Annotated in this window: 26 protein-coding genes; 20 read left to right on the top strand and 6 right to left on the bottom strand. The window is 33.2% G+C overall.

Annotation, left to right across the window (positions count from 1 at the left end):
- Nucleotides 1-11 precede the first annotated feature (11 nt).
- The 20 genes from purE to DESAMIL20_RS08730 are packed head-to-tail and all read left to right on the top strand — an operon-like array spanning nt 12 to nt 16,779.
- Nucleotides 12-485 carry a 5-(carboxyamino)imidazole ribonucleotide mutase gene (gene purE, locus DESAMIL20_RS08820; protein WP_086034488.1) on the top strand — a complete coding sequence of 158 codons (474 nt, stop codon included), beginning with the start codon at nt 12-14 and terminating at the stop codon, nt 483-485.
- On the top strand, nt 485-1,237 hold the full coding sequence (locus DESAMIL20_RS08815) for a hypothetical protein (protein ID WP_086034487.1): 753 nt from the start codon (nt 485-487) through the stop codon (nt 1,235-1,237). Before purE ends, DESAMIL20_RS08815 begins: the two co-directional genes overlap by 1 nt.
- A 4-nt stretch (nt 1,238-1,241) precedes the next feature.
- Entirely contained in the window at nt 1,242-2,345 is a 1,104-nt protein-coding gene (tgt, locus tag DESAMIL20_RS08810) for a tRNA guanosine(34) transglycosylase Tgt (RefSeq protein ID WP_086034486.1), read from the top strand.
- Nucleotides 2,332-2,979, top strand: coding sequence for a hypothetical protein (locus DESAMIL20_RS08805; RefSeq protein ID WP_086034485.1), 648 nt, complete (start codon nt 2,332-2,334; stop codon nt 2,977-2,979). Before tgt ends, DESAMIL20_RS08805 begins: the two co-directional genes overlap by 14 nt.
- A complete protein-coding gene (locus DESAMIL20_RS10510) occupies nt 2,980-3,135 on the top strand; it encodes a hypothetical protein (protein ID WP_158090571.1) in 156 nt (51 codons plus the stop codon).
- A gap of 1 nt (nt 3,136) precedes the next feature.
- Nucleotides 3,137-3,979 (top strand): tyrosine-type recombinase/integrase, encoded by an 843-nt coding sequence (locus DESAMIL20_RS08800; RefSeq protein ID WP_086034484.1) that lies wholly within the window; start codon nt 3,137-3,139, stop codon nt 3,977-3,979.
- A gap of 2 nt (nt 3,980-3,981) precedes the next feature.
- Nucleotides 3,982-6,528, top strand: a complete 2,547-nt coding sequence (locus DESAMIL20_RS08795; RefSeq protein WP_086034483.1) for a CBS domain-containing protein — start codon at nt 3,982-3,984, stop codon at nt 6,526-6,528.
- Between the two features lie 59 nt (nt 6,529-6,587).
- Nucleotides 6,588-7,610 (top strand): aspartate-semialdehyde dehydrogenase, encoded by a 1,023-nt coding sequence (locus DESAMIL20_RS08790; protein ID WP_086034482.1) that lies wholly within the window; start codon nt 6,588-6,590, stop codon nt 7,608-7,610.
- An 11-nt stretch (nt 7,611-7,621) separates the two neighbouring features.
- Nucleotides 7,622-8,065 carry a universal stress protein gene (locus tag DESAMIL20_RS08785; RefSeq protein WP_086034481.1) on the top strand — a complete coding sequence of 148 codons (444 nt, stop codon included), beginning with the start codon at nt 7,622-7,624 and terminating at the stop codon, nt 8,063-8,065.
- Nucleotides 8,066-9,349: a nucleotide sugar dehydrogenase gene (locus DESAMIL20_RS08780; protein WP_086034480.1), complete on the top strand. Its 1,284-nt coding sequence runs from the start codon at nt 8,066-8,068 to the stop codon at nt 9,347-9,349.
- Nucleotide 9,350: 1 nt separating this feature from the next.
- On the top strand, nt 9,351-10,328 hold the full coding sequence (locus DESAMIL20_RS08775) for a GDP-mannose 4,6-dehydratase (protein WP_204218591.1): 978 nt from the start codon (nt 9,351-9,353) through the stop codon (nt 10,326-10,328).
- Nucleotides 10,325-10,546, top strand: coding sequence for an exodeoxyribonuclease VII small subunit (xseB, locus tag DESAMIL20_RS08770; protein WP_086034478.1), 222 nt, complete (start codon nt 10,325-10,327; stop codon nt 10,544-10,546). Before DESAMIL20_RS08775 ends, xseB begins: the two co-directional genes overlap by 4 nt.
- Nucleotides 10,543-11,400 (top strand): polyprenyl synthetase family protein, encoded by an 858-nt coding sequence (locus DESAMIL20_RS08765; protein WP_086034477.1) that lies wholly within the window; start codon nt 10,543-10,545, stop codon nt 11,398-11,400. The genes xseB and DESAMIL20_RS08765 overlap by 4 nt, the downstream gene beginning before the upstream one ends.
- The gene (gene hisB / locus DESAMIL20_RS08760; RefSeq protein ID WP_086034476.1) at nt 11,401-11,964 is read left to right on the top strand and encodes an imidazoleglycerol-phosphate dehydratase HisB; all 564 of its coding nucleotides are present in this window, start codon (nt 11,401-11,403) and stop codon (nt 11,962-11,964) included.
- A 4-nt stretch (nt 11,965-11,968) separates the two neighbouring features.
- On the top strand, nt 11,969-13,198 hold the full coding sequence (locus tag DESAMIL20_RS08755; RefSeq protein ID WP_086034475.1) for a MiaB/RimO family radical SAM methylthiotransferase: 1,230 nt from the start codon (nt 11,969-11,971) through the stop codon (nt 13,196-13,198).
- Complete coding sequence (locus tag DESAMIL20_RS08750; RefSeq protein WP_158090570.1) at nt 13,179-13,967, top strand: MBL fold metallo-hydrolase; 789 nt, start codon at nt 13,179-13,181, stop codon at nt 13,965-13,967. The genes DESAMIL20_RS08755 and DESAMIL20_RS08750 overlap by 20 nt, the downstream gene beginning before the upstream one ends.
- Nucleotides 13,964-14,809 (top strand): diacylglycerol/lipid kinase family protein, encoded by an 846-nt coding sequence (locus tag DESAMIL20_RS08745; protein ID WP_086034473.1) that lies wholly within the window; start codon nt 13,964-13,966, stop codon nt 14,807-14,809. Before DESAMIL20_RS08750 ends, DESAMIL20_RS08745 begins: the two co-directional genes overlap by 4 nt.
- On the top strand, nt 14,788-15,642 hold the full coding sequence (locus DESAMIL20_RS08740) for a phosphatase PAP2 family protein (protein WP_086034472.1): 855 nt from the start codon (nt 14,788-14,790) through the stop codon (nt 15,640-15,642). Before DESAMIL20_RS08745 ends, DESAMIL20_RS08740 begins: the two co-directional genes overlap by 22 nt.
- Nucleotides 15,635-16,453 (top strand): sulfite exporter TauE/SafE family protein, encoded by an 819-nt coding sequence (locus tag DESAMIL20_RS08735; protein ID WP_086034471.1) that lies wholly within the window; start codon nt 15,635-15,637, stop codon nt 16,451-16,453. Before DESAMIL20_RS08740 ends, DESAMIL20_RS08735 begins: the two co-directional genes overlap by 8 nt.
- Nucleotides 16,450-16,779, top strand: coding sequence for a DUF1634 domain-containing protein (locus tag DESAMIL20_RS08730; protein WP_086034470.1), 330 nt, complete (start codon nt 16,450-16,452; stop codon nt 16,777-16,779). Before DESAMIL20_RS08735 ends, DESAMIL20_RS08730 begins: the two co-directional genes overlap by 4 nt.
- On the opposite strand, the gene xseA is transcribed toward DESAMIL20_RS08730, so the two are convergent.
- Genes xseA through DESAMIL20_RS08700 form a run of 6 tightly spaced genes read right to left on the bottom strand, consistent with a single transcriptional unit; the run spans nt 16,776 to nt 21,828 of the window.
- On the bottom strand, nt 16,776-18,107 hold the full coding sequence (gene xseA / locus DESAMIL20_RS08725) for an exodeoxyribonuclease VII large subunit (protein ID WP_086034469.1): 1,332 nt from the start codon (nt 18,105-18,107) through the stop codon (nt 16,776-16,778). The two genes, DESAMIL20_RS08730 and xseA, sit on opposite strands and share 4 nt — an antisense overlap.
- Nucleotides 18,104-18,661 (bottom strand): Holliday junction branch migration protein RuvA, encoded by a 558-nt coding sequence (gene ruvA, locus DESAMIL20_RS08720; protein WP_086034468.1) that lies wholly within the window; start codon nt 18,659-18,661, stop codon nt 18,104-18,106. Before ruvA ends, xseA begins: the two co-directional genes overlap by 4 nt.
- Nucleotides 18,662-19,771 (bottom strand): tetratricopeptide repeat protein, encoded by a 1,110-nt coding sequence (locus tag DESAMIL20_RS08715; protein WP_086034467.1) that lies wholly within the window; start codon nt 19,769-19,771, stop codon nt 18,662-18,664.
- Complete coding sequence (locus tag DESAMIL20_RS08710; protein WP_086034466.1) at nt 19,764-20,057, bottom strand: lipopolysaccharide assembly protein LapA domain-containing protein; 294 nt, start codon at nt 20,055-20,057, stop codon at nt 19,764-19,766. Before DESAMIL20_RS08710 ends, DESAMIL20_RS08715 begins: the two co-directional genes overlap by 8 nt.
- On the bottom strand, nt 20,054-20,530 hold the full coding sequence (locus DESAMIL20_RS08705) for an HIT family protein (protein WP_086034465.1): 477 nt from the start codon (nt 20,528-20,530) through the stop codon (nt 20,054-20,056). The genes DESAMIL20_RS08710 and DESAMIL20_RS08705 overlap by 4 nt, the downstream gene beginning before the upstream one ends.
- Complete coding sequence (locus DESAMIL20_RS08700; protein ID WP_086034464.1) at nt 20,527-21,828, bottom strand: phenylacetate--CoA ligase family protein; 1,302 nt, start codon at nt 21,826-21,828, stop codon at nt 20,527-20,529. Before DESAMIL20_RS08700 ends, DESAMIL20_RS08705 begins: the two co-directional genes overlap by 4 nt.
- Nucleotides 21,829-21,831: the final 3 nt, after the last annotated feature.

Here is a 21,831-nt window from a genome sequence, read left to right as displayed (position 1 = left end):
GAGGCAAAACTATGAAAGTAGCAATTATATCTGGTAGCAAGAGTGATGAGAATATTATTTACGAAGCCAAAAAAACATTGGAAGAATTTGATATCGAATACAAAGTTTACATTGCAAGCGCCCACAGAAGTCCAGAGTACGTGAAAGAGATTGTTCAAAAAGTAAATAGTGAGTTTGATTGTATAATTGCTATAGCTGGGCTTTCTGCTGCATTGCCTGGTTTTGTTGCTTCTTATTCAATTTTGCCTGTAGTTGGCGTGCCTGTTGATAGTGAGATGTTTGGGCTTGACGCGTTGCTTTCTATTACACAAATGCCAAAGGGCGTGCCTGTTGCTTCTATGGGTATTGGCAAAAAAGGTGCCCACAATGCGGCATTATTTATAGCAAGGATGTTTGCCAATCAAGACGAAACCCTTAAACAAAAATTGCTTGAGTATATCAAAAAAGAAGAGGAAAATATTCGTAAAATAAACGAAGAACTATAATGAATTCAAAAAAAGAATACGTATGTATTCTGGGGGTTTTTATATTTGTAGTAATAACAAGTTTTAAACTTGGAAGCGATTACGGTGTAATTGGCTTAAAAGAACCGACTGCACTTGCGTATAAAAATGGGATTTTGTATGTAGCAAACAAAGGTAATTATGTTAGTATGCTTGATAAATATGGTAATATACTGGAATTGGAATATTTAAATATAAAAAAGCCATCAAGTATAATTTTAGATGGCAACGACTTTGTAGTATCTTCAAATAATGAATTATTTTTTTATCAAAAACCGCTTGAGCTTAAAAAGGTGATACGGTTTGATGATAAAATTGTGCAAATTGCAAAAAGTAACAGTGGGGTTTTGGTATTACTTTCAAATGGTGATATTTTAAAAGTAAATTACCTTGAAGCCAAATTTTTATGCAATATTCCAAATGCTTCATCTATAACTTTCGGTGATGGGTATTTTTTTGTTGTTGTTGGAAATTTTATCAATGTGTATGATAATGATAATTGTAACCGTTTAGAAACCAGCAGGGAATTTGGGGTAGAGATTAATTATATAAGTTACAATGATGGTGTTGTAAGCGCAACATCAACATCAGATAATATTGTTTTTTTGTTAAACCAACATTTAGATAAAATAAAATCTTACAAGTTTGATAAACCTACGTTTGCATATTACTCAAAGCAAAAATTTTTTGTTTGCTCAAGAAAATTAGGTAAAATTTACATTAAAAACAATTAAATATATGGATTTTAAATGTTTAAAGATTGATAATGGTGCAAGGTCATCTCTACTACAACTCAAAAACACAATTAAATTGCCTGTTTTCATGCCGGTTGGTACACAAGGTATTGTGAAAGCGCTTTTACCTGATATGTTAACTAGTATTGGGTATAAACTTATGCTGTCAAATACCTATCATTTATATTTAAGGCCAGGCATTGAGATAATTGAGGCTTTCGGAGGATTGCATAAATTTGCAAACTTTAACGGCTCAATTTTAACAGATAGTGGTGGTTTTCAGGTTTTTAGCTTATCAGATTTAAGAAAGGTAGCTATAGAAGGCGTGCGCTTTAAATCGCATATTGATGGTTCTTATCACTTTTTTACACCAGAAAAAGTACTAGATTTGCAGTTTAGGTTTAAAAGTGACATAGCTATGGTGCTTGATGAATGTCCAGCCTACGGCCTTGATAAAAGCGCGACAGAAAAATCGCTCAATATCACTCTAAACTGGGCAAAGCGCTCATCTGTCATCGAAAGGCCAAAAGATACAGCTGTCTTTGGCATAGTGCAAGGCGGTATTTTTGAAGATTTAAGAAAAAAAAGCGCGCTTGAGATTTCAGATATGAACTTTGACGGCATTGCAATAGGTGGCCTAAGCGTAGGCGAGCCACTGCAGCAAATGTATGATACTGTGGCTTTTACAATAGAGCATTTACCCAAAGATAAGCCTAGATATGCGATGGGTGTAGGCAGGCCAGAAGATATAATAACACTTGTTGGCTTTGGTATAGATATGTTTGATTGTGTTATGCCTACAAGAAATGCAAGAAACGGTTATTTATTTACGGATTTTGGGAATATAAATATTAAAAACGCCATTTATGCAAAGGATAAATCGCCCATAGATGAGCATTGCAATTGCTATACATGCAAAAATTTTTCAAGGGGTTTTTTAAGACACCTGTATAAGGCTAAAGAGTTAAGTTTTTACACGCTTGCAACAATCCATAATTTAACGTATTATTACAATTTGATCCAAAGCATCAAAGATGCGATAAAAAAAGGCGAATTTGAACAATTTGCCAAAAGTTTTTTAGAAAAGAGGCGCTATGGAAATAGTTGAGAGCTTAAAAAGTTTATTTAAAGATAGGTTGATGTGTGTTTATATGCACAACTTAGGCATAACCGCAAGTATTTCAAAAAATGGGCTTTTGGTTGTGCTTGATAATGTTTTTTTGGATGATATAAAGAAGCTTAAGCAGGAGTTAAAGAAATTTAAAAAGCTGTTTTCTACGCCATTGGTTTTTGAAGCCGATTTTTTAGCAAAAAACGAAGACTATTTTTGCATGGAGATTTTAGAGTTAAAAGAAAACGCAAAAGTTTTATTTGGCAATGACCTGCTGCAAAATATTGATATAGATGCTCAAGCACTGAAAAACCAAATTAAAAGGGAAATAGCAAGCAAAATTTTAGCAATCCGATCAAGTTTTTTAGAGCTCACATTAGAGCGAAAAACAGTCGAAGATATTGCATATAGGTCTTTGTATAATTTTTATTTGATTTCAAAGTATTTGTTGTACTTTAGAGGTGTAGATTCGCAAAATGTTTTTGAAGATTTAGAAAAACACCTTTCTATAGGCTTAGACAATACAAAAAAACTTTTCTTTATGGGAAAAAGACCAACTTTTGATAAATTGTTGCCATTATTTGAAGGGTACTTAAAAGAATTGGACAATTTTTTGAAACTTGAAATTTAGATGTTTGAAATGAAATTTTTATTGATTGGTATACTTATTGTTCTTGTTTTGCCCTACTTAGTGCAGTTTTTGATAAAATTTAAATCTAAAAGTGATAGTGATTTTTTAAAACCATTGGGTGGTTGTTTTTCCAGTGGTTTTGGTATATTTAATTGATATGGATTTAGATCAGCTTGTTAGAGATTTTTGTGTATTTTTGAGTGCAAATAGAGGTTTGTCAATCAAAACAGTGCTAAGCTACGAAAGCGATCTAAAACTTTTTTGTGATTATTTTAAGAATAGACAGCTAAATGATGTAAATTTATTTGAGTATTTTAACGAGCTAAAAAAGCTTTACAAGCCAACGTCACTAAATAGGAAAATGGCAAGTCTGCGGGCTTTTTTAACTTTTGTTAACAAAAATCATCCATTGGATCTAGATTTGGGTAACATCAAAAATGCAAAAACAAGCTTTAAATTTGAAAAACCCATTGATTTTGAATCGCTTAAAACTCTATTTACAGATACGAGGAATGGTTTGATTTTGCTATTTTTTTACGCAACAGGCTTGAGGGTAAGCGAACTTATTAACCTAAAAATTAGCGATATATATTTTGATGCAGGTTTAATTCGTGTTTCTGGCAAAGGTTCTAAAATGCGCCTTTTACCAGTTTTGCTAGATGTGCTTGATAAAGTTAAAAATTACATGGCAAACATACGAAACCTATACCTTAATAATTGCTCAAAGGATTACCTATTTATAAGCAAAAGAGGAAAACCATTCAGCAGGGCTGCGATATGGAAAATAATAAAACTAGAGTCAAGAGCAAAAGGTTTCGATTTGCACCCACACAGCCTAAGGCACTTATATGCTACGCATTTATTGGAAAATGGTGCTAATATAAAAACTATTCAAGAGTTACTTGGACACTCAAGTTTGAATACTACCCAAAGATACACTTTTGTTAGCGATAAAGCTCTAAATAAAGCTTTTAAAGAAAGTGACTTTTTTGATAAGTAAATATGAAGGTTATTACATGCCACATTGAGCCAGATTTTGATGCAATAGCAAGCGCAATAGCAGCGAAACTGCTCTATAAAGATGCTATAGTGGTTTTTCCAAATTTGCCGAAGCGCTCAAAAAAAAGTTTTCTTATACAGTCAACAATATATGCTTATGCCGATGTTCAAAAAGTTGATTTAGATAGAATTGACACATTAATTGTTGTTGATACGCATCAAAAATCTCGCATTGGTGAATTTGCAAAAATTGTCGATAAAGTTAAAGTTATTTGTTTTGATCACCATAGCGATGGCGATATAAACTGTAGCGAGCTTTATTGCGAAAAAACAGGTGCAAATACCACTCAAATTGTTATGAAACTAAAAAAACAAAATATAAATTTTAGCGCAGAAGAAGCCACGCTTTTTATGCTTGGCATATACGAAGATACTGGAAAACTGCTTTATCCTTCCACTAGTGTGCATGATTTTCAAGTTTGTGCGTACCTTTTAGAAAAAGGCGCGAAGCTGGATATTGTATCAGGCGTTTTAGAAGAAACTATGGAGGAATCCCAGGTATATTTATTGAATGAGCTAATAAAAAATGCGCGCATTTTTGAATACAACAATATAAACATTGTGCTATCGTTTGCCCAATACAGTGAGTATGTTGGTGAGGTAGCAAATATAGTAAATACCTTTTTGAGTATGAAAAAAACTGATGCAGTCATTTGTGTTTTTAGGATGCAATCGCGCATTTTCATTATTGGTCGTTCTGCTAATAGAAAAGTAGATGTGGCGAGGATTTTAAAAACATTTGGGGGCGGTGGTCACAGCTTAGCAGCAAGTGCGACCGTAAAAGATTTAACGCTGATTGAAACGCTTGATGAGGTAACTTTAGCTATTAGGGAGAGTTTTTTGTATATAACAAAAGCTAAAGACATTATGAGTACGCCTGCCAAATGTGTAGAAAAAGATGATACAGTTGTCTACTGCAATGAGATAATGGCAAAATATGGGATAAATTCTTTGGTTGTGCTTGATAGGGGTGAGCTCGTTGGCATTGTATCAAGGCCTACGCTGCAAAGGGCAATTTATCATAACTACGCAAATGAGCCTGTAGAGAAATTTATGGTTACTGATTTTTATACAGTTAGTGAAGACGTACCTCTGTCAAAAATAAAAACAATAATCATTGACGAAAAACAACGCATAATACCTGTTGTAAGAGATACTCTGGTTGTAGGCGTGCTAACCAGGACAAATATATTAAATTTAATAAATCAAACTGAACAAAAACTTATTCATAAAACGCTAAAAGTTGATTTAAAATTAAAAAATAAGTTAGATGAAAAAACTTACAATTTTTTTAAAATAATATCAGAAGTAGCTTTGAAACTAAAAATGAAAGCCTACGCCGTAGGCGGGATGGTCAGAGACCTTGTAATGGATATGCCCATAAAGGATATTGATATAGTTATTGAAGGCAATGCTATAATCTTTGCAAAAGAATTTGCAAATATTATAGAAGGCAAACTTATTGCTCATAATGAGTTTAAAACGGCTAGCGTGATTAAAGACGGTGAAAAAATTGATTTTGCAACAGCAAGGCAGGAGTACTACGACGAAGTATCATCTGGTTTGCCGCATGTGGAAGAAAGCTCGCTAAAGCTGGATTTGTACCGTAGAGATTTTACAATAAACACACTTGCAATAAGTTTAAATGAAAGTTTTGGAGAACTCATTGATTACTTTGGTGGCATGAAAGATATTAAAGATAAAAAAATACGCATTTTACACAATTTAAGTTTTATAGAAGATCCAACAAGAGTGCTAAGGGCTTTGCGCTTTGCAGAAAAATTTAATTTTTTATTGGGTCAGCAGACAGAAAAACTCATGAAAAACGCCCTTGATCTAGGTGTTTTAAATACAGTCTCAAAAAATAGATTATTTTTGGAGTTAAACTTAATTTTAAAAGAAGAAAAAGTGGTGGAAATTTTAGGAAGAATCAATGATTACAAGATTTTTAAATACCTTCATAAAGAATTCTATATAGATGAAAGTTGTTTTGCTTTAATTGAATCAGCTAAAGATTTTGTTAAGATGTGCACTTTTTTTTGCCCAGTAACATTTAAAATAGAGGCAATTTATTTTTCCATATTGAAATTCTGTTTCAGGAAAAAATTCAACCTTATAAGCGTGCTTGGCATAATTGATGATAAAATGGAAAAAATTTACCAACAAATGCTACAAATAAATGTATTTTTATCAAAAAAACGAAAGAAAAGCGAAGTTTACTTTTTTTTAAAGCCTATGCCGCTTGAAGCGCAAATAGCTGCGTTTTCTATAACCAGAAGCAGTTTTGTTAAAGATGCATTAATTTCACATATTAGAGATTTGCAGTCTACCAAGCCTTTTATATCGGGTAAAGACTTAATTGTGCTTGGTTTAAAGCCTTCTACAGCTTTTGGCAAAATACTCAGTGATTGTTTTGAAAGGCAAATTGAGGGTGATTTTGCAAATAAGCAAGAAGCAATAGATTATGTAAAAAATAAATATTTAAATTGATTTTTACGATAATAATGCTATAATTTACGCAAAATTTGCGTATGGTGGGAGGTTTTGCAATGAAGAGTTACAATGTAGCAGTCGTTGGCGCAACTGGAGCTGTTGGCGAAGATATGATAAAAACGTTGGAAGATTTTAATTTTCCAGTAAAAAAACTCTTACCTCTTGCTTCAGAGCGATCAATCGGCAAAAGTGTCACTTTTAAAGGAGGGGAGATTCCTGTTGAGATATTAAACGAAAAATCATTTGAAGATATAGATATAGCTCTTTTTAGCGCAGGCGGTAGCGTTAGCGCAAAATTTGCGCCTATTGCCGCACAATCTGGTGCTGTTGTAATTGACAATACAAGTTATTTCAGGATGGATAAAGATGTGCCACTTGTTGTACCAGAAGTAAATCCTGACGATATTGCTTTATACAAAAATAAAGGCATTATAGCTAACCCAAATTGCTCTACCATACAGATGGTAGTAGCATTAAAACCTATTTATGATCGCTATGGTATTAAGCGAGTTGTTGTTTCTACTTATCAAGCCACAAGCGGTGCTGGCAGAAGGGCAATGGAAGAGCTAATTGACGAGACTAAAGCATTTTTTGAGTTTAAATACGATTCTTACAAACCAAATATTTTCCCAAAAAAGATTGCATTTAACTGCTTGCCACACATAGATGTATTTTTGGAAAATGATTATACAAAAGAAGAAATTAAAATGGTTAACGAGACTAAAAAAATTTTCCACGATGATACTATAAAAGTCACGGCTACATGCGTAAGAGTGCCAGTTTTGAGGGGGCATTCTGAGTCTGTTAATGTTGAAACCAAAAAGCCATTTGATATTTCAGAGGTAAAAGAAGCTATAAAAAATGCTGCAGGCTGTGTGCTTATGGATGATCCCAAAAGTTTGATTTACCCAACACCAATTGAAATAAGCGGTAGGGGTGAGACATTTGTTGGGCGCATAAGACGCGATGAATCGGTTGAGAATGGTTTGAATTTATGGGTTGTAGCGGATAATTTACTAAAAGGTGCAGCTTACAATGCAGTTCAAATAGCTCAGATTTTAATTGAAAAATATTTATAAAGGAGGAATTTATGCAAACTTTCAGTCCTAAAAACATACTTGTTCCCACAGATTTAAGCGAAAATGCTCAAAAAGCCATTGAGTATGCATTAAGTTTAGCCAAAGCCTATGGAGCAAAATTGCATATTTATTATGTAATAACAGATTTGCAGGCAGCACTAGGTTATGTGCCTTCATTGCCACTTGATAAGATTGAGGCTTCAATGAGAGAAGAAGCTGAAAATTACTTTGAGCATTTAAAAAATAAAATTTTGAAAGACTTTGATAATTTTGATATGCATATTGAAGTTGGTGATGCACCAAAGAAAATTGTTGAATTTGCATCTAGCAACGATATTGATTTAATTGTTATGGGTGCACAGGGTAAAAGTGCGCTTGAGCGTTTTGTCTTTGGCTCAACTACGGAAAAAGTACTCAGGATGTCAAAAAAGCCTATTTTAGTGGTAAAAATGTAAATGATTTTTGAAGAGTTTGAAAAAAAACAAAGAAAAATAGCAGTTGTAGGTTTGGGTTATGTAGGTTTGCCTTTGGCTGTTAGTTTGGCAAAGTTTTTTAGCGTAGTTGGCTTTGATGTAAACAATAAGCGCATTGAGCAATTACAAGAAGGTTTTGATATAACTAACGAAACAAGCGAAAGTTTAATAAAATCCCCAAACATTCACTACACAAACGATCCAGCTTATTTAAAAGAGACTAGTGTGATTATCGTTACCGTCCCAACGCCTATTCTAAAGAGCAAGTTACCAGATTTAAGCTTAGTTGAAAGCGCAAGTCAAATTGTAGGTCAAAATTTAGTTAAGGGCTCAATTGTAGTGTATGAATCTACTGTGTATCCAAGTGTCACAGAAGACTTATGCGTGCCAATACTAGAAAAATATTCTGGGTTGAAACATTTAAAGGATTTCTTTGTGGGTTATTCTCCAGAGCGCATAAATCCAGGCGATAAGCTTCATATACTGGAAAATATTACAAAGGTGGTATCTGCTTCCAGCAAAGAAAGTTTAGATTTGATATCAAAAATTTATGGTAAAATTACAAATGTATATGAAGCACCAAACATAAAAACCGCAGAAGCTGCCAAAGTAATAGAAAACACGCAAAGGGATTTAAACATTGCTTTGATGAATGAGCTTAGTTTGATTTTTCATAAGATGGGTCTTGATACAAAAGAGGTGCTTGATGCTGCATCTACCAAGTGGAACTTTTTGAGGTTTGAGCCAGGCCTTGTAGGCGGCCACTGCATAAGCGTTGATCCATACTATTTAACATACAAAGCGCAAGAATTAGGTTACCTGCCACAGGTGATACTAGCTGGCAGGAGACTCAATGATTCTATGGGAGATTTTTTGGCTCAAGAATCAGTAAAGCTTATTATGAAAAATAATCTTGGTCATGAGTGTTTGATATTGGGCTTTACTTTTAAAGAAAATATAAAGGACATAAGGAACAGTTTAGTATTTAATATATATAAAGAACTTATAAATTTTAACATGAGTGTTGATGTTTATGATCCATATGCTATTAAAGAAGAAGTTTATGGTCACTATGGAAATGTTAATCTTATCGACAAAAGCCGGCTAAAGAAGTACGATTGTGTAATTTTGGCTGTTCGCCACGATGAATTTTTAAGAGAAAAAATCTGGCTCAACTGCCTAAAAGAAAAAGCGTGTCTTGTTGATGTAAAAAACGTTATTGACAAAAAAGATTTGCTAGATTCTGTTTATTTATGGAGGCTCTAAATTGATTTTTATACCAGGTTGCGCAGGCTTTATTGGCTTTTCTACAACATTAGCTTTGTTAAAAGAAGGTTTGCAGTGCGTGGGTGTGGATAATTTAAACCAGTACTATGACATTAGAATGAAGCAAAAAAGGTTATCTATTCTAAAAGAATACAGTAATTTTACATTCTATGAAACTAATATTGAAAATTTTGAAGCACTAAAGCTTATCTTTCAGATACACAAGTTTGATAGTATAATAAATTTAGCAGCGCGTGCTGGCGTTAGATACTCTATGCAAAACCCTTTTGTTTACCTTTCAACGAATACTTTAGGTACGCTAAATTTATTTGAACTTGCAAAGCAATTTGGCGTTGAGAAAATGGTGCTTGCCTCTACTTCATCACTTTATGCAGGTGAGCAGTTGCCATTTAGAGAAGACTATTGTGTAAATAAGCCTTTGTCGGTTTATGCAGTAAGCAAAAAGGCGATGGAAGGCCTTGCTAATTCTTATTATCAACTATATGGCATAGATGTTACAATGCTTAGATACTTTACCGTATATGGGCCATATGGCAGACCAGATATGAGTATATTTAGGTTTATAAAGTGGATATACGAGGGAAGTTCTGTAGTAATTTTTGGCGATGGTAATCAGTCAAGGGATTTTACATACATTGACGATGTGGTTGATGCTACAGTTAAAGGCTTAAAAAAAGTTGGGTGTGAAACGTTTAATGTTGGGGGTAATACATCGTACTCGCTAAACTATGTTATTGGTCTTATCGAAGAAAATTTAGGGAAAAAAGCTCATAATGTTTACAAAGAATTTCACAAAGCAGATGTGACTGCAACTCGTGCAGATTTTTCAAAAATTAAACAAATACTGGGTTGGGAGCCAAAAACTAGCTTGGAAGAGGGCATTAAAAAATTGTGCAAGTGGTACGTAGAAAATGAAAAATTTTTGAGGGATATAAGTATTCAAGAGTCTGATAGATGAGCAAAGAAAATTTAAACTTTGAGTCAGCCTTAAAACGTCTTGAAGCGGTTGCAAAAAAGTTAGAAGAAGAAAATTTAAGTTTGGAAGAAGCACTAAAATACTTTGAAGAAGGTATGAAATTGTCAAAGTTTTGCAATGAGCAACTTTCTCAAGCTGAAAATAAAGTCAAGATCATTATGAAAGATAATGAGCTAAAAGAAATGGAAGATTTTGAGTGATAGATAACTACAAGCAAATAATTGATTCTAAACTATACATATTCTGCAAACAACAAAATTTACATGTAGATCAATTTCAAGAAGCGCTTTGTTATAGTCTTTTAAATGGTGGCAAACGCTTAAGGGCTATATTGATGCTAAGCATAGTTGAATTAAAACGCCCTTTGAGCGAGGAAGATTACAAAGTGGCTTTAGCACTTGAAATGATGCATGCATACTCCCTTATTCATGATGATTTACCTGCTATGGATAATGCGCTTCTTCGAAGAAACTTACCAACAAATCATATAGTTTTTGGCGAAGATTTGGCAATTTTGGCAGGAGATGGTTTGAATACAAACACTTTTAACGTTATATCAAGTGCTAGATTGCCATCTGATAAAGTTGTTGAGATAATAAAAATCCTATCTGCAAAGGCTGGCATTTACGGTATGGTCTTGGGGCAGGCAGCAGATATTCTATCAAGTATAAACAAGCTTAAAAAGTCCGATAAATGGCTTGTGAATTTTATTCATAAAAACAAAACCGCGAGGTTTTTGCAAGCTTGCTGTGAGATTGGCGCTGTACTTGGAGATTTTGAAAGGGATATTTTTTCTAAATTTGGGTTATATTTAGGTATGTCTTATCAGATAATTGACGATTACCTTGATGTGGTTTCTGATAAAAAGACTTTGGGTAAAGATAAAAAGGATATTGACAACAATACGCTTACATACCCCAGGGTTTATGGTATGGAAAAAAGTTTGGAATTAGCCAACAAACTAAAAAGTTTGGCGATTGGTACAATAAAAAAGGTCAACGGTTCAGAAAAATTAGTTGAACTTGCCGAATATATAGTTAAAAGGGTTAATTAAATGACAAACATTGAGAGAAAAACAAAAGAAACGGATATAAAACTCGCTTTAAGTATTAATGGCAGCTCAAAGTACAATATCAACACAAGCGTTGCATTTCTAAATCATATGCTGGAAACATTCTCAAGACATAGTGGTTTTGACTTAGATATAAAAGCCGTTGGCGATATTGATGTTGATTATCATCATCTTGTTGAAGATGTAGGTATAGTATTGGGTCAGGCTTTTTTTGAAGAAACAAGAAAGGCTGCATTTAAGCGATTTGGCTTTAGTATCATACCTATGGATGATGCACTGGTGCTATCAAGTGTGGATTTGGCAAACCGCATTTATTTGATGTATGATTGCAATGTTAGCGGTTCTATATTAAATTTTGATGTTGAACTTATAGAAGAATTTTGGAGAGCTTTTGTTTCTAATGCCCGCATTGTATTGCATATAAAACAGCTTGCAGGTTTTAACAAGCATCACATTATAGAAGCCGCTTTTAAGTCTGTGTCTCATAGCTTAAAAGCAGCCTGCATTGAGCAAAGCGAAATTTTATCAACAAAACTTACACTCTAAATAAATGAAAACAATAGCTTTTTATACATTTGGGTGCAAAACAAACCAGTACGAAACACAAATAATGAAGGAAGCGGTTTTGAAACGATTTACAATAGTTGATAAAAATGATAGTGCAGATATATATGTTATAAATACCTGTGCTGTAACAAAAGCAGCTTCAGATCAATCAAGACAATTATTAAGAAAACTGCAAAGACAAAACCCGCATTCACATATTATTTATACTGGATGCGATAGTTATTTAATTGATGAAACTGACTATTCAGTTTCACATAATATTCATATTGTGGGAAATAGCTACAAGAACGACATATTTAGTGCTTTATCTTGCGCAAAAGACACATCCTTGGAAACCAAGACATACAACATAGAAAAATGCGTATTTTCATGGAACAAGAGTCGCCCATTTGTTAAAATTCAGGAGGGCTGTGAAAACTTTTGCACGTATTGTGTGGTGGCGCATCTAAGGGGTAAGCAAAGATCTAAGGATGCGCATTTAGTTTTAGAAGAGATTAAGAATTTTGCAGATCAAGGATTCAAAGAGATTGTGTTGACTGGTACAAACATTGGCTCTTACAGAGATTTAAAAGAACTTTTGCGCAAAATAAATCAATTGGAGTTAGATTTTAGAGTAAGGTTGAGTTCTATTGAGCCCATGTACGTGGATAATGAGCTCATTGATATAATATCAGATGGTAAATTTGCAAAACATTTACATATCCCGCTTCAGTCGGCTAGTAATAGAATACTAGAGCTTTCTCGAAGAAATTACACGTGCGATGATTTTGAAAAAATCGTTAATTATGCCTCTTTGAAAGGGATATTTTTGGGAACTGATATAATTGTAGGTTTTGAAGAAAGTGAGGAGGATTTTTCTACGACGTATAATTTTGTTAAAAACAACGATATCACATACGCCCATATTTTTACATATTCTCACAGACCTCTTACAAAACAGGTTTCTTATAATCTAAACACGCAGATTTTAAAAGAAAGATCGATCAAGCTAAAAGAACTTATCAATAAAAAATTTAAGCAAAAAATGAATGAGTTTGTAGGAAAAAACACGCAAATAGTTATGCAAGCAAAACGTATAAAATTAGATAACCAGGAATTTAACTTGAGCGTAGCAAGTCAGTATTTTAAAGTATTGACAAAAATTGACAAATCAGTCTTAATTGATGGGAAAATTACAAAGTTTGATGGTGTATATGCGTACTTTGAAAGATAGAAATTTTCAAGATGGTAAAGATAAAATAATTTTTTTAGGCACAGCGGGTGGAAGATTTAGCGTATTTTACCAAATACGAAAAAGTGGCGGTATTTGGTTTCATTTGGGTAATAAAACATTTGTAATAGATCCTGGGCCAGGTGCTTTGATTCATGCCTTGAAAAATAAAATTAACATGTCAAAAGTTGATGGTGTATTTTTAAGCCACAGGCATTTGGATCACTGTGCTGATATTAATTCAATAATGGAGTCTATGGTAATATCTGGCAAGCACAGCAAATACTTGCTTGCCCCTTCTGCTGCGCTTGATGAAGATCCTGTTGTTTTGCAATACAACAGGGACAAGTTTAATATACTTTATCTCAAAGAATATACAGACTACCACATTGATGGTCTCACAATTTCTACAAAGTTAACACATCTTCACACAACACCCGCATTTGGAGCAGTGTTTAAATCAAGCAATTACTCTTTTGCATACATTGCAGATACACTCTATACTGATAAATTAGCCATTGATTACAAAGCTGATGTTGTTATTGCAAATACAGTTTTTAAAAATCAAATGCCAGGCTATATGCATTTAGCAGCAAACAATATGTATGCATTTTTAGAGATTTTTAAGCCAAAACTACTCATACTAACACACTTTGGTATGGGTTTTTTAAATGAAAGTCCGCAATTGCTCGCAAAAGAGATATCAGAAAAGACTAACACAAAAGTTATTGCTGCATGGGATAATATGATTGTTAACCTAAAGGATGTATGATAGCTATAATTGCAAACCCCAAAGCCCGTAGATTTTCTATCAAAAAACTTATGACAATTAAAGAAATCTTTAATACTTCGTATGCTAATACAGATATTTTTTACACAGAAGGGCCAATGGGCGGGTACAGGATCGCAAAAAAGATTGGCTCATCATATGAAATCATATGTTCTTATGGTGGAGATGGAACTTTAAATGAAGTTATAAATGGCCTTGTCGATACGGATGTTAAACTTGGGATATTGCCTTGTGGAACTTCTGATGTGTTTGCGCTTGAACTTGGGCTGCCAAGGGATGCAGTTAAAGCTGCAAAGCTTTATTTGACGCCAAAATACGCAAGTGTTCATTTAGGTATGCTGAATAATAGGTATTTTATTTTAATGGCTGGTGTTGGAATAGATGCTGCTGCTGTCTTGGACGTAAATCACAGATTAAAAGAATATTCTGGTAAATTATCGTATATTATAAGTGGTATAAAGAGCGTAAAAGCATTTGATAAACTCATAAGTGTAGAGACGCCTTTAGGTAACAAGCTTTGCTATAGTGTTATAGCTTCAAATACTAAAAAGTACGGAGGCAACTTTCCTATTTTTAATAAAGCTAGTTGTTTTGAAAAAAACTTGTATGTATGTTTGTTTTATAGTAAAAAAAGTTTGTGGGGTATAGTAAAATCTGCAATTTATCTATCGCTTAATCTCAATTCAAAGCTGTACGAATGTTTTTTTGCCGATGAAATTTTTATTAATAGCCACTTTATGCCCATGCAAGTAGATGGCGATTTTGCTGGTTTTAGTCCAGCTAGTATACAGGCTACCAAAAAATGCATAAAAGTTTTAATCTGAAACCTTTCGATATAGTAAATCTATTGTATTATTTTTTTATCATAGGATTAGTTATTGTTTTTATTAACCAGACTCCTTATGCTTTATTTTTAATTTTATCTTATGTATTTATTGTTTTTGCTGTTTTGTCAGTTACTTATAAAAATCAAAAAGGCTATTTTTTGTCAATATTTAGATATTTTTATCCAGTTGTTTTCTTGGGGTTTATCTTTGAGTCACTTGCATGGATTATACCTTTTATACAGCCAAAAAATAAGGATATATATTTAATCAGGTTCGATAATGCTATTTTTTCTAAACCTGTTGCAGATTATTTTTTAATTTTTAACAAACCAATTTTCAATGATATCTTTGCCGTTTTTTATACCTTTTACTATTTTTTGCCTTTGGTATTGCTGTACTATTTATACAAGAAGCAAAAACTAGTTTATTTAGAGTACTCTTTATTTGCCCTATCGCTTGCATATTATATTTCTTATATTGGGTATATGCTTGTTCCTGCAATTGGGCCACGCTATAGTATTGAATTTAGTCAACCCATTCAAGCAGGGTTTATATATAGCTACATATATGCCTTTTTAGATAGATTTGAGCATATAAAGCAGGACTGTTTTCCAAGTGGACATGTAGCGATATCTGTTTTGGCTAACATGCTTGTTTTTGGTATAAATAAAAAAGCAGGGTATTTCATTATACCATTAGTAATTATTCTTATTTTAGCAACGCTCGCTCTAAGATACCATTATGGAGTAGATGATATAGCAGGTTTGTTATTGGCATTTTTTTCTTATTTTGTATCAAAAATAGTTTATAGAAAAAGGCTTTATGTTTGAGATTGGTTTGCTTTTGTTAATGGGTATAGCAAGCGGTGTTTTTGGCGCAATGCTCGGTATTGGTGGCGGGACGTTTGTTGTGCCACTGCTTGTGATATTTTTGCATTTTCCCATTCATCAAGCAGTGGCAATAAGCCTTATTTCAATTATTGCAACAAGCAGTTCTGTGGCAAGTGCAAATGTTTACAACAAAATAACAAATATGAAACTTGGCATAACCCTAGAGCTAGCAACTACGCTAGGTGCTATTGCGGGTAGTTTTATAGGTATTCTTTTAAATGGTAATATTATTGCGTTGATTTTTTCGTTTGTTATGGCGTTTATCGCTTATTTTATGTATAATCATAAAGAAAATGCAGCAAATAACACCAAAATTCAAGCAAAAAGTGTTTATGCTGGAAGCTATTTTGATTATGCGTTAAATAAAAATGTGGATTATGATGTTAAAAATTTAGGTGCAGGTATGCTCATTAGTACTTTTGCGGGGGCCTTTTCGGGAATGTTGGGAATAGGCGGTGGTGTGTTAAAAGTGCCCGCTATGAATGCTTTTTGCAAGGTGCCTATAAGAGTTGCTGCTGCAACGAGCAATTTTATGATAGGTGTAACGGCTGCTGCGGGTGCGTTTATTTATTTTGGCAAGGGTTATATTGGAAATCCTTTATTTGTTGCAATAATAGTTATTGGCGTTGTGTTTGGATCAAAGCTTTCTATGCCCATAATGAGAAAAATTCCGCCATCTAGAATAAAAAATATTTTCATACTATTTTTGGTTTATCTTGCAATAGAGATGTTTATAAAGGGTGTTAAATGAAATTTGATATTAATAAGCTCATTGCCAGAACACTACAGATTGGCGTGTGGTTTAGCATGTTTTTGTTTTGTGTGGCAATAGCAGAGAGTTTTTTTAAAAAAAGCAATTTAGCCTACACTAGTTTTTTTGGGATACTTAAAGGTTTATATTTGCTAGAGCCAAACGCTGCATTTTATGCAGGTATTGTTATCTTAATGTTAACACCTGTTGTAAGGGTTTTGTTTTTGGTTTTTGGTTATTTTATTGAACGCGATTATCGTTTTAGTTTAATTTCGGCATTAGTCTTTTTTATTCTCATTTTTAGTGTTTATTTTGGGATACATTAATCGTACTTTTTTGATACAATTGATTCAATTTTACCGTCAAACACTGCTGTGTACATAATGTCATTGTCACTTACATCGTTTATGCTTTTTACGATTTTTTTATCTTTAGTGTATGTGATTGAAAAACCTCTTTTTAGAACATTTTGTGGGCTTAAGGCAAGAATTTTGTTTGTTAGGTTTTCTAATGTGTGATTTTTATGTTCAAGTAACTTTTGCATACTTACAAAACTTGAAGCTTGAAGCCTTGAATAGATAATTTTCTGAGTATTGAGTTTATTTAATGGGTTTTGTGATTTTATGCGATTTTGCAAAGATAGAAATTTTTTACTATTATTGAATATAATATTTTGTACTTTGTGTTCAACTAAAGAGCTTAAATTGTCTACTTTTAGCATGCGAACTTCTATGAAGTTTTTTATTAATTTAATTAATTTTTGAGACCTTAAACTCATAAATATTCCCATTTTTAGATTAAAAATTCTTTGAAAATTTGAAAAAATCGATTTTTTCAACATTGACACACGATTTTCTAGCTCTAGATGCGCTTTTGTTAAAATTTCTGCTGCAGCTGAAGGTGTTTCTGCTGCTTTATCAGCAACCAAATCGCATAATGTTTGATCTATTTGATGGCCAATTGCACTTATGGTAGGAATTTTGCAGTTTTTAAACGCAATGGCTATATCTAAATCATTAAACACCCAAAGCTCATCGACTGAACCTCCTCCTCTTGTAAGAATACATACATCAAGCGATAATTTTGAGTAGTTTTGATTTACAAAATTGATAGCTTCTAAAATTTCGCCTTTAGCGTTTTCACCCTGAACTGTTGTGTGGTATATTAGTATTTCTAAGCCTTGCGTGCGTCTTTTTAGTATATTTAAAATATCCTTTAAAGCAGCAGCTTGAAGGCTTGTTATGATAATGACTTTTTTTGGAAATAATGGGAGAGACTTTTTGTTTTCCAGGTAACCATTTTCAAGTAAAAATTTTTTATCTTCTTCAAGTTTTTTGTATTTTAGACCATCGCCTACACTTTGAATATAGGAAACAACCAAATGGTATTGGCCATATGGTTCATAGAGGCTTATTCTGCCTATTGCTATTACTTTTTGTCCATTAACAAGTTGTTTTCGGAGAAGCTCGTTAATATTCGATTTGAAGATTACGCACATAAGTCTGGCTTTTTGGTCAACTAAATTAAAATACACATGTTGGGAGCTTGAAAATTTAAGGTTAGATATTTCACCTTCCACATATACTTCAGAAAAATTCCACTCAAGTAAGTCTTTTATCTGTTTTGTTAACCCTGATACACTTAGAGGCTTCATTGTCTTAAATTTTTAAGGCAAATTTTAATTAGCTCGACTGTGTCTAAATCAGTGTTTTGGCGATATATCTTGTCTAAAATAGGATAAACCTTTTCTTTAGAAAAGCCCAAGCTACTGGTCAAAACATTTAATACTTCGATTAGTTTTTCATCAGTTTCAAGCACTTTGTCTGATAATTCTAGAATGATTGTATCTGCAGTTTTTTTTCCTATACCTGGAACACTCAAGAGCTGGTCTGTTTGTTTATTTGCAATAATGTATTTAAATTCTTGTGGAGAAAATTTTGATAGGGTTGATATGGCCTTTGCGGCACCAATTTTGGTTATTTTTCTAAGTTTATTAAATAGATATTTTTCTTCTTCGCTTGAAAAGCCATAAAGTCTGAACCCGCTTTCGCTTACAATTAATTCAACAAAAAGTTTTATCTTTTTGTTGAATTCAAGGTTTAAATAGGTTATAAGACTGACTGTAATACTAAAGTGTATACCTGCTATATTCATTACAACAAAGCCGTTTTTTTTGTCAACAATTTTTCCTTCTAAAGCATAAAACATTTAAAACTCCACTTTTGCGCTATCCCAGCTTCTACACTTTGGACATTTCCAAAAAAACAAGTGCGTTGAGTAGCCGCATGATTTGCATGTATATTTGATATTGCTTTGCAATTTAAAAGCAAGTGCTTCGAGTTTTTTGTTATTAGATTGTTTTGATAGGCATTTTATGGCAAGCACAATGGCACTTTGAGAGTAGGTGTTGTTTTTTAGCATGATATTTAGGAGCGAAAGAGCTTTTTTATCTTTTCCTAATTTTAAAAGGTACATGGCACTAAATAAAAGTATATAATGTGATTTCGGATTAGAAACTACCACACGCTTTAAAAATTCGTATAAATCGTTATTATTATCAATTTTATCTAAAACTAAATTAAAAAACTCATTTTTAATCCTCACTCCTTCAAACCACATTTGAAAAGCTTTTTCTTTATTTTGATTATTATAGTATAGTATGCCTAGATTTAGCAGAGCATCAAAGCAGTTTTTATCCTCATTAAGTGCTTGTTTAAAATAATCAAAGGCTGCTTTATAATCGTTTGATTCTTTTAACGCTTTTTTACCAAGCTCGCAATAAATATGTGCAGTGATTTTTTTGTTTTCGCCAAACCTTTTTTGCCAAACAAGAGCACTTTCCCAATCTTTTGAATCTTCATAAACTTCTTCTAAATATTTTTTTATTGTTTGATTTTTAGGGTCCAAAGATAAAGCATTTTTAAAAGTTTCTTTTGCCCTATCGTAAAGACCAGCTTTTTTATAATCTATACCGATATTTATATATACTTCAATTTTCTTATCTATGTCAAGTTTTCTTGCAAGCAGGCCTTTGTGTATAATCAAAGATCTATTTATTTCTCCTTTTTTTCTAAAAAGATTTCCGATGCTAATATATACGTCCACAATGTCTGGTTCAAGATCAATTGCATTGGTAAGCTCTTCTATGGCTTTGTCAGTTTTATCTTCAATGACATAGTTTATACCTTTTAAGTAGGCAGTAATCTTGCGTCTTTCGATTTTTCTTTTTTGTTCTCTAATAACATAGTACACCACCATACCTAAGATTATAACGGCACTTATCAATGCTATATTGTTAAATTTTAAAAATTCACTCATCTTGTTTTAACGTAAGTTTTCTTAGAGAAAGTACCTCATCTTTTAATTGTTTTATTTCTTTTTTGTATTCTTTTATTTTTTTTGCATAATTTGTACAATCAATAAGACACACAATCTGGTTGGCAATCAAACCTAATAAAAAAAACACACCTATAATAAGCCATACAGGGCATAGCATATTAAAACCAAATAAACTTAGGTTAACTTCTGCTTGTTGGTTGTAATAGCTAATTATGAAAGCGAAAAGAACAAAAAGCAATATGATCGATGTTTTAATAAATTTCAAATAAGCTCCTTTATTTTGTTGTATGTTTGGCGCAAACTTTCAGATATAACCTTTGTATCGCAAACCGTGCTTATGAAATTTGTATCGCCATTCCACCTTGGCACTATATGAAAATGTATATGATCGGCAATGCCTGCACCTGCCGTACTTCCAATATTCATACCAATATTAAAACCATTTGGTTTGAATGCAGTTTCTAAAATATTGCAGAATGTTTGCATTACTTGAAAAATATCGGCTCTTTCTTGTTCGTTTAATAGTTTGATATGGTCAATGTGTCTATTTGGCACAACCATAATGTGTCCTGGGTTGTAAGGATATATATTCATTATTACAAAGCAGTGTTTGCTTCTAAACAGCACGTAATTTTCTTCATCCTTTCGTTCTCTAAAAGCATTGCAAAAAACACAATCTTCTGGCTTTTTTTCGCTTAAGATATAGGCCATTCTCCATGGTGCCCAGAGAGTTTTCATATGTATAGATTCCTTTTGTCAATAACGCGCTTTGCTTTGCCAACACTGAGCTCTAAGCTATATGGTTCCACAAGCTTTACTTCTAACTCGATACCAAGTATTGTTTTTAATTCGTGCTTTATTTTTTCAAGCATTAACCTTTGCTGTTTCATCTCATCAAAAAAAATGTTTTCATTTACTTCTACAAGCAAGGTTGCTTTGTCTAACGCTTTTTCTCTTTCTAATACTATTTGGTATGCACTCATGACGCCTTCTATGTTAAACAAAGCCTCTTCAATCTGAGTGGGAAAAACATTTACACCCCTTATTATTATCATATCGTCGCTTCTACCAATTGGTTTTGAGATGCGTGCCATGTGCCGACCGCAAGCACATTTTGATTTATCAAGTTTTGTAATATCCTTTGTCCTGTATCTTATAACAGGCAAAGCTTCTTTTGTAAGCGTTGTTATTACTAATTCACCGTATTCTCCATCTTTTACAGGGGTCAGCGTTTTTGAGTCAACTATTTCTGCGTAAAAGTGATCCTCAAAGACATGCATGCCATTTTGGTATATGCACTCTGCGCTAACACCAGGGCCCATTACCTCACTTAAGCCGTAGTTATCATAGGCTTTGATAGGTAAAGATTGTTGAAGTTTTTTTCTCATTTGATCGCTCCATGGCTCTGCGCCAAACAAACCTATTCTTAAGCTAATATCGTTTTGGCGTACGCCTTCTTTTTTTAAACTTTCTGCTATGTGTAGGGCATAGCTTGGTGTGCTTACAAGCACTGTTGGTTTTAAATCCATTATAAGTTGGATTTGTCTTTTAGTATTGCCGCTTGAGACAGGTATAACGGTAGCACCTAACTTTTCAAGGCCATAATGAAGCCCAAAACCACCGGTAAATAAACCGTAACCAAAAGCAATGTGCACAATGTCGTCACTGCATACACCTGCGCAAGCAGCAAGCCTTGCAACCAAATTGCTCCACGTATCAAGGTCTTTTTTTGTATAGCCTACTATTGTTGATTTACCGGTTGTGCCACTTGAGGCATGAATTCTTGCAAGTGATTTTACGTTTAGCGCAAACATGCCGTATGGATAATTTTGCCTGAAATCTTCCTTGGTCGTGAATGGTAATTTTACAATATCATCCAGACTTTTTATATCTTGTGGCTTTATTTTTACACTGTTTAGTTTTTCTTTATATGCTCTAACATTTTCATAAGCATATTGAATGGTTTTTTGCAATCTTTCTAATTGAAGTTGCTCAATCTGGTCTCTATTTAATAATTCAAATTCAGGTTGAAACATAGA

The sequence above is a fragment of the Desulfurella amilsii genome, assembly GCF_002119425.1.
GTDB lineage: Bacteria > Campylobacterota_A > Desulfurellia > Desulfurellales > Desulfurellaceae > Desulfurella > Desulfurella amilsii.
The sequence above is the reverse complement of the archived record's forward strand: the minus strand, read 5'-3'. Positions and strand labels throughout refer to the sequence as shown.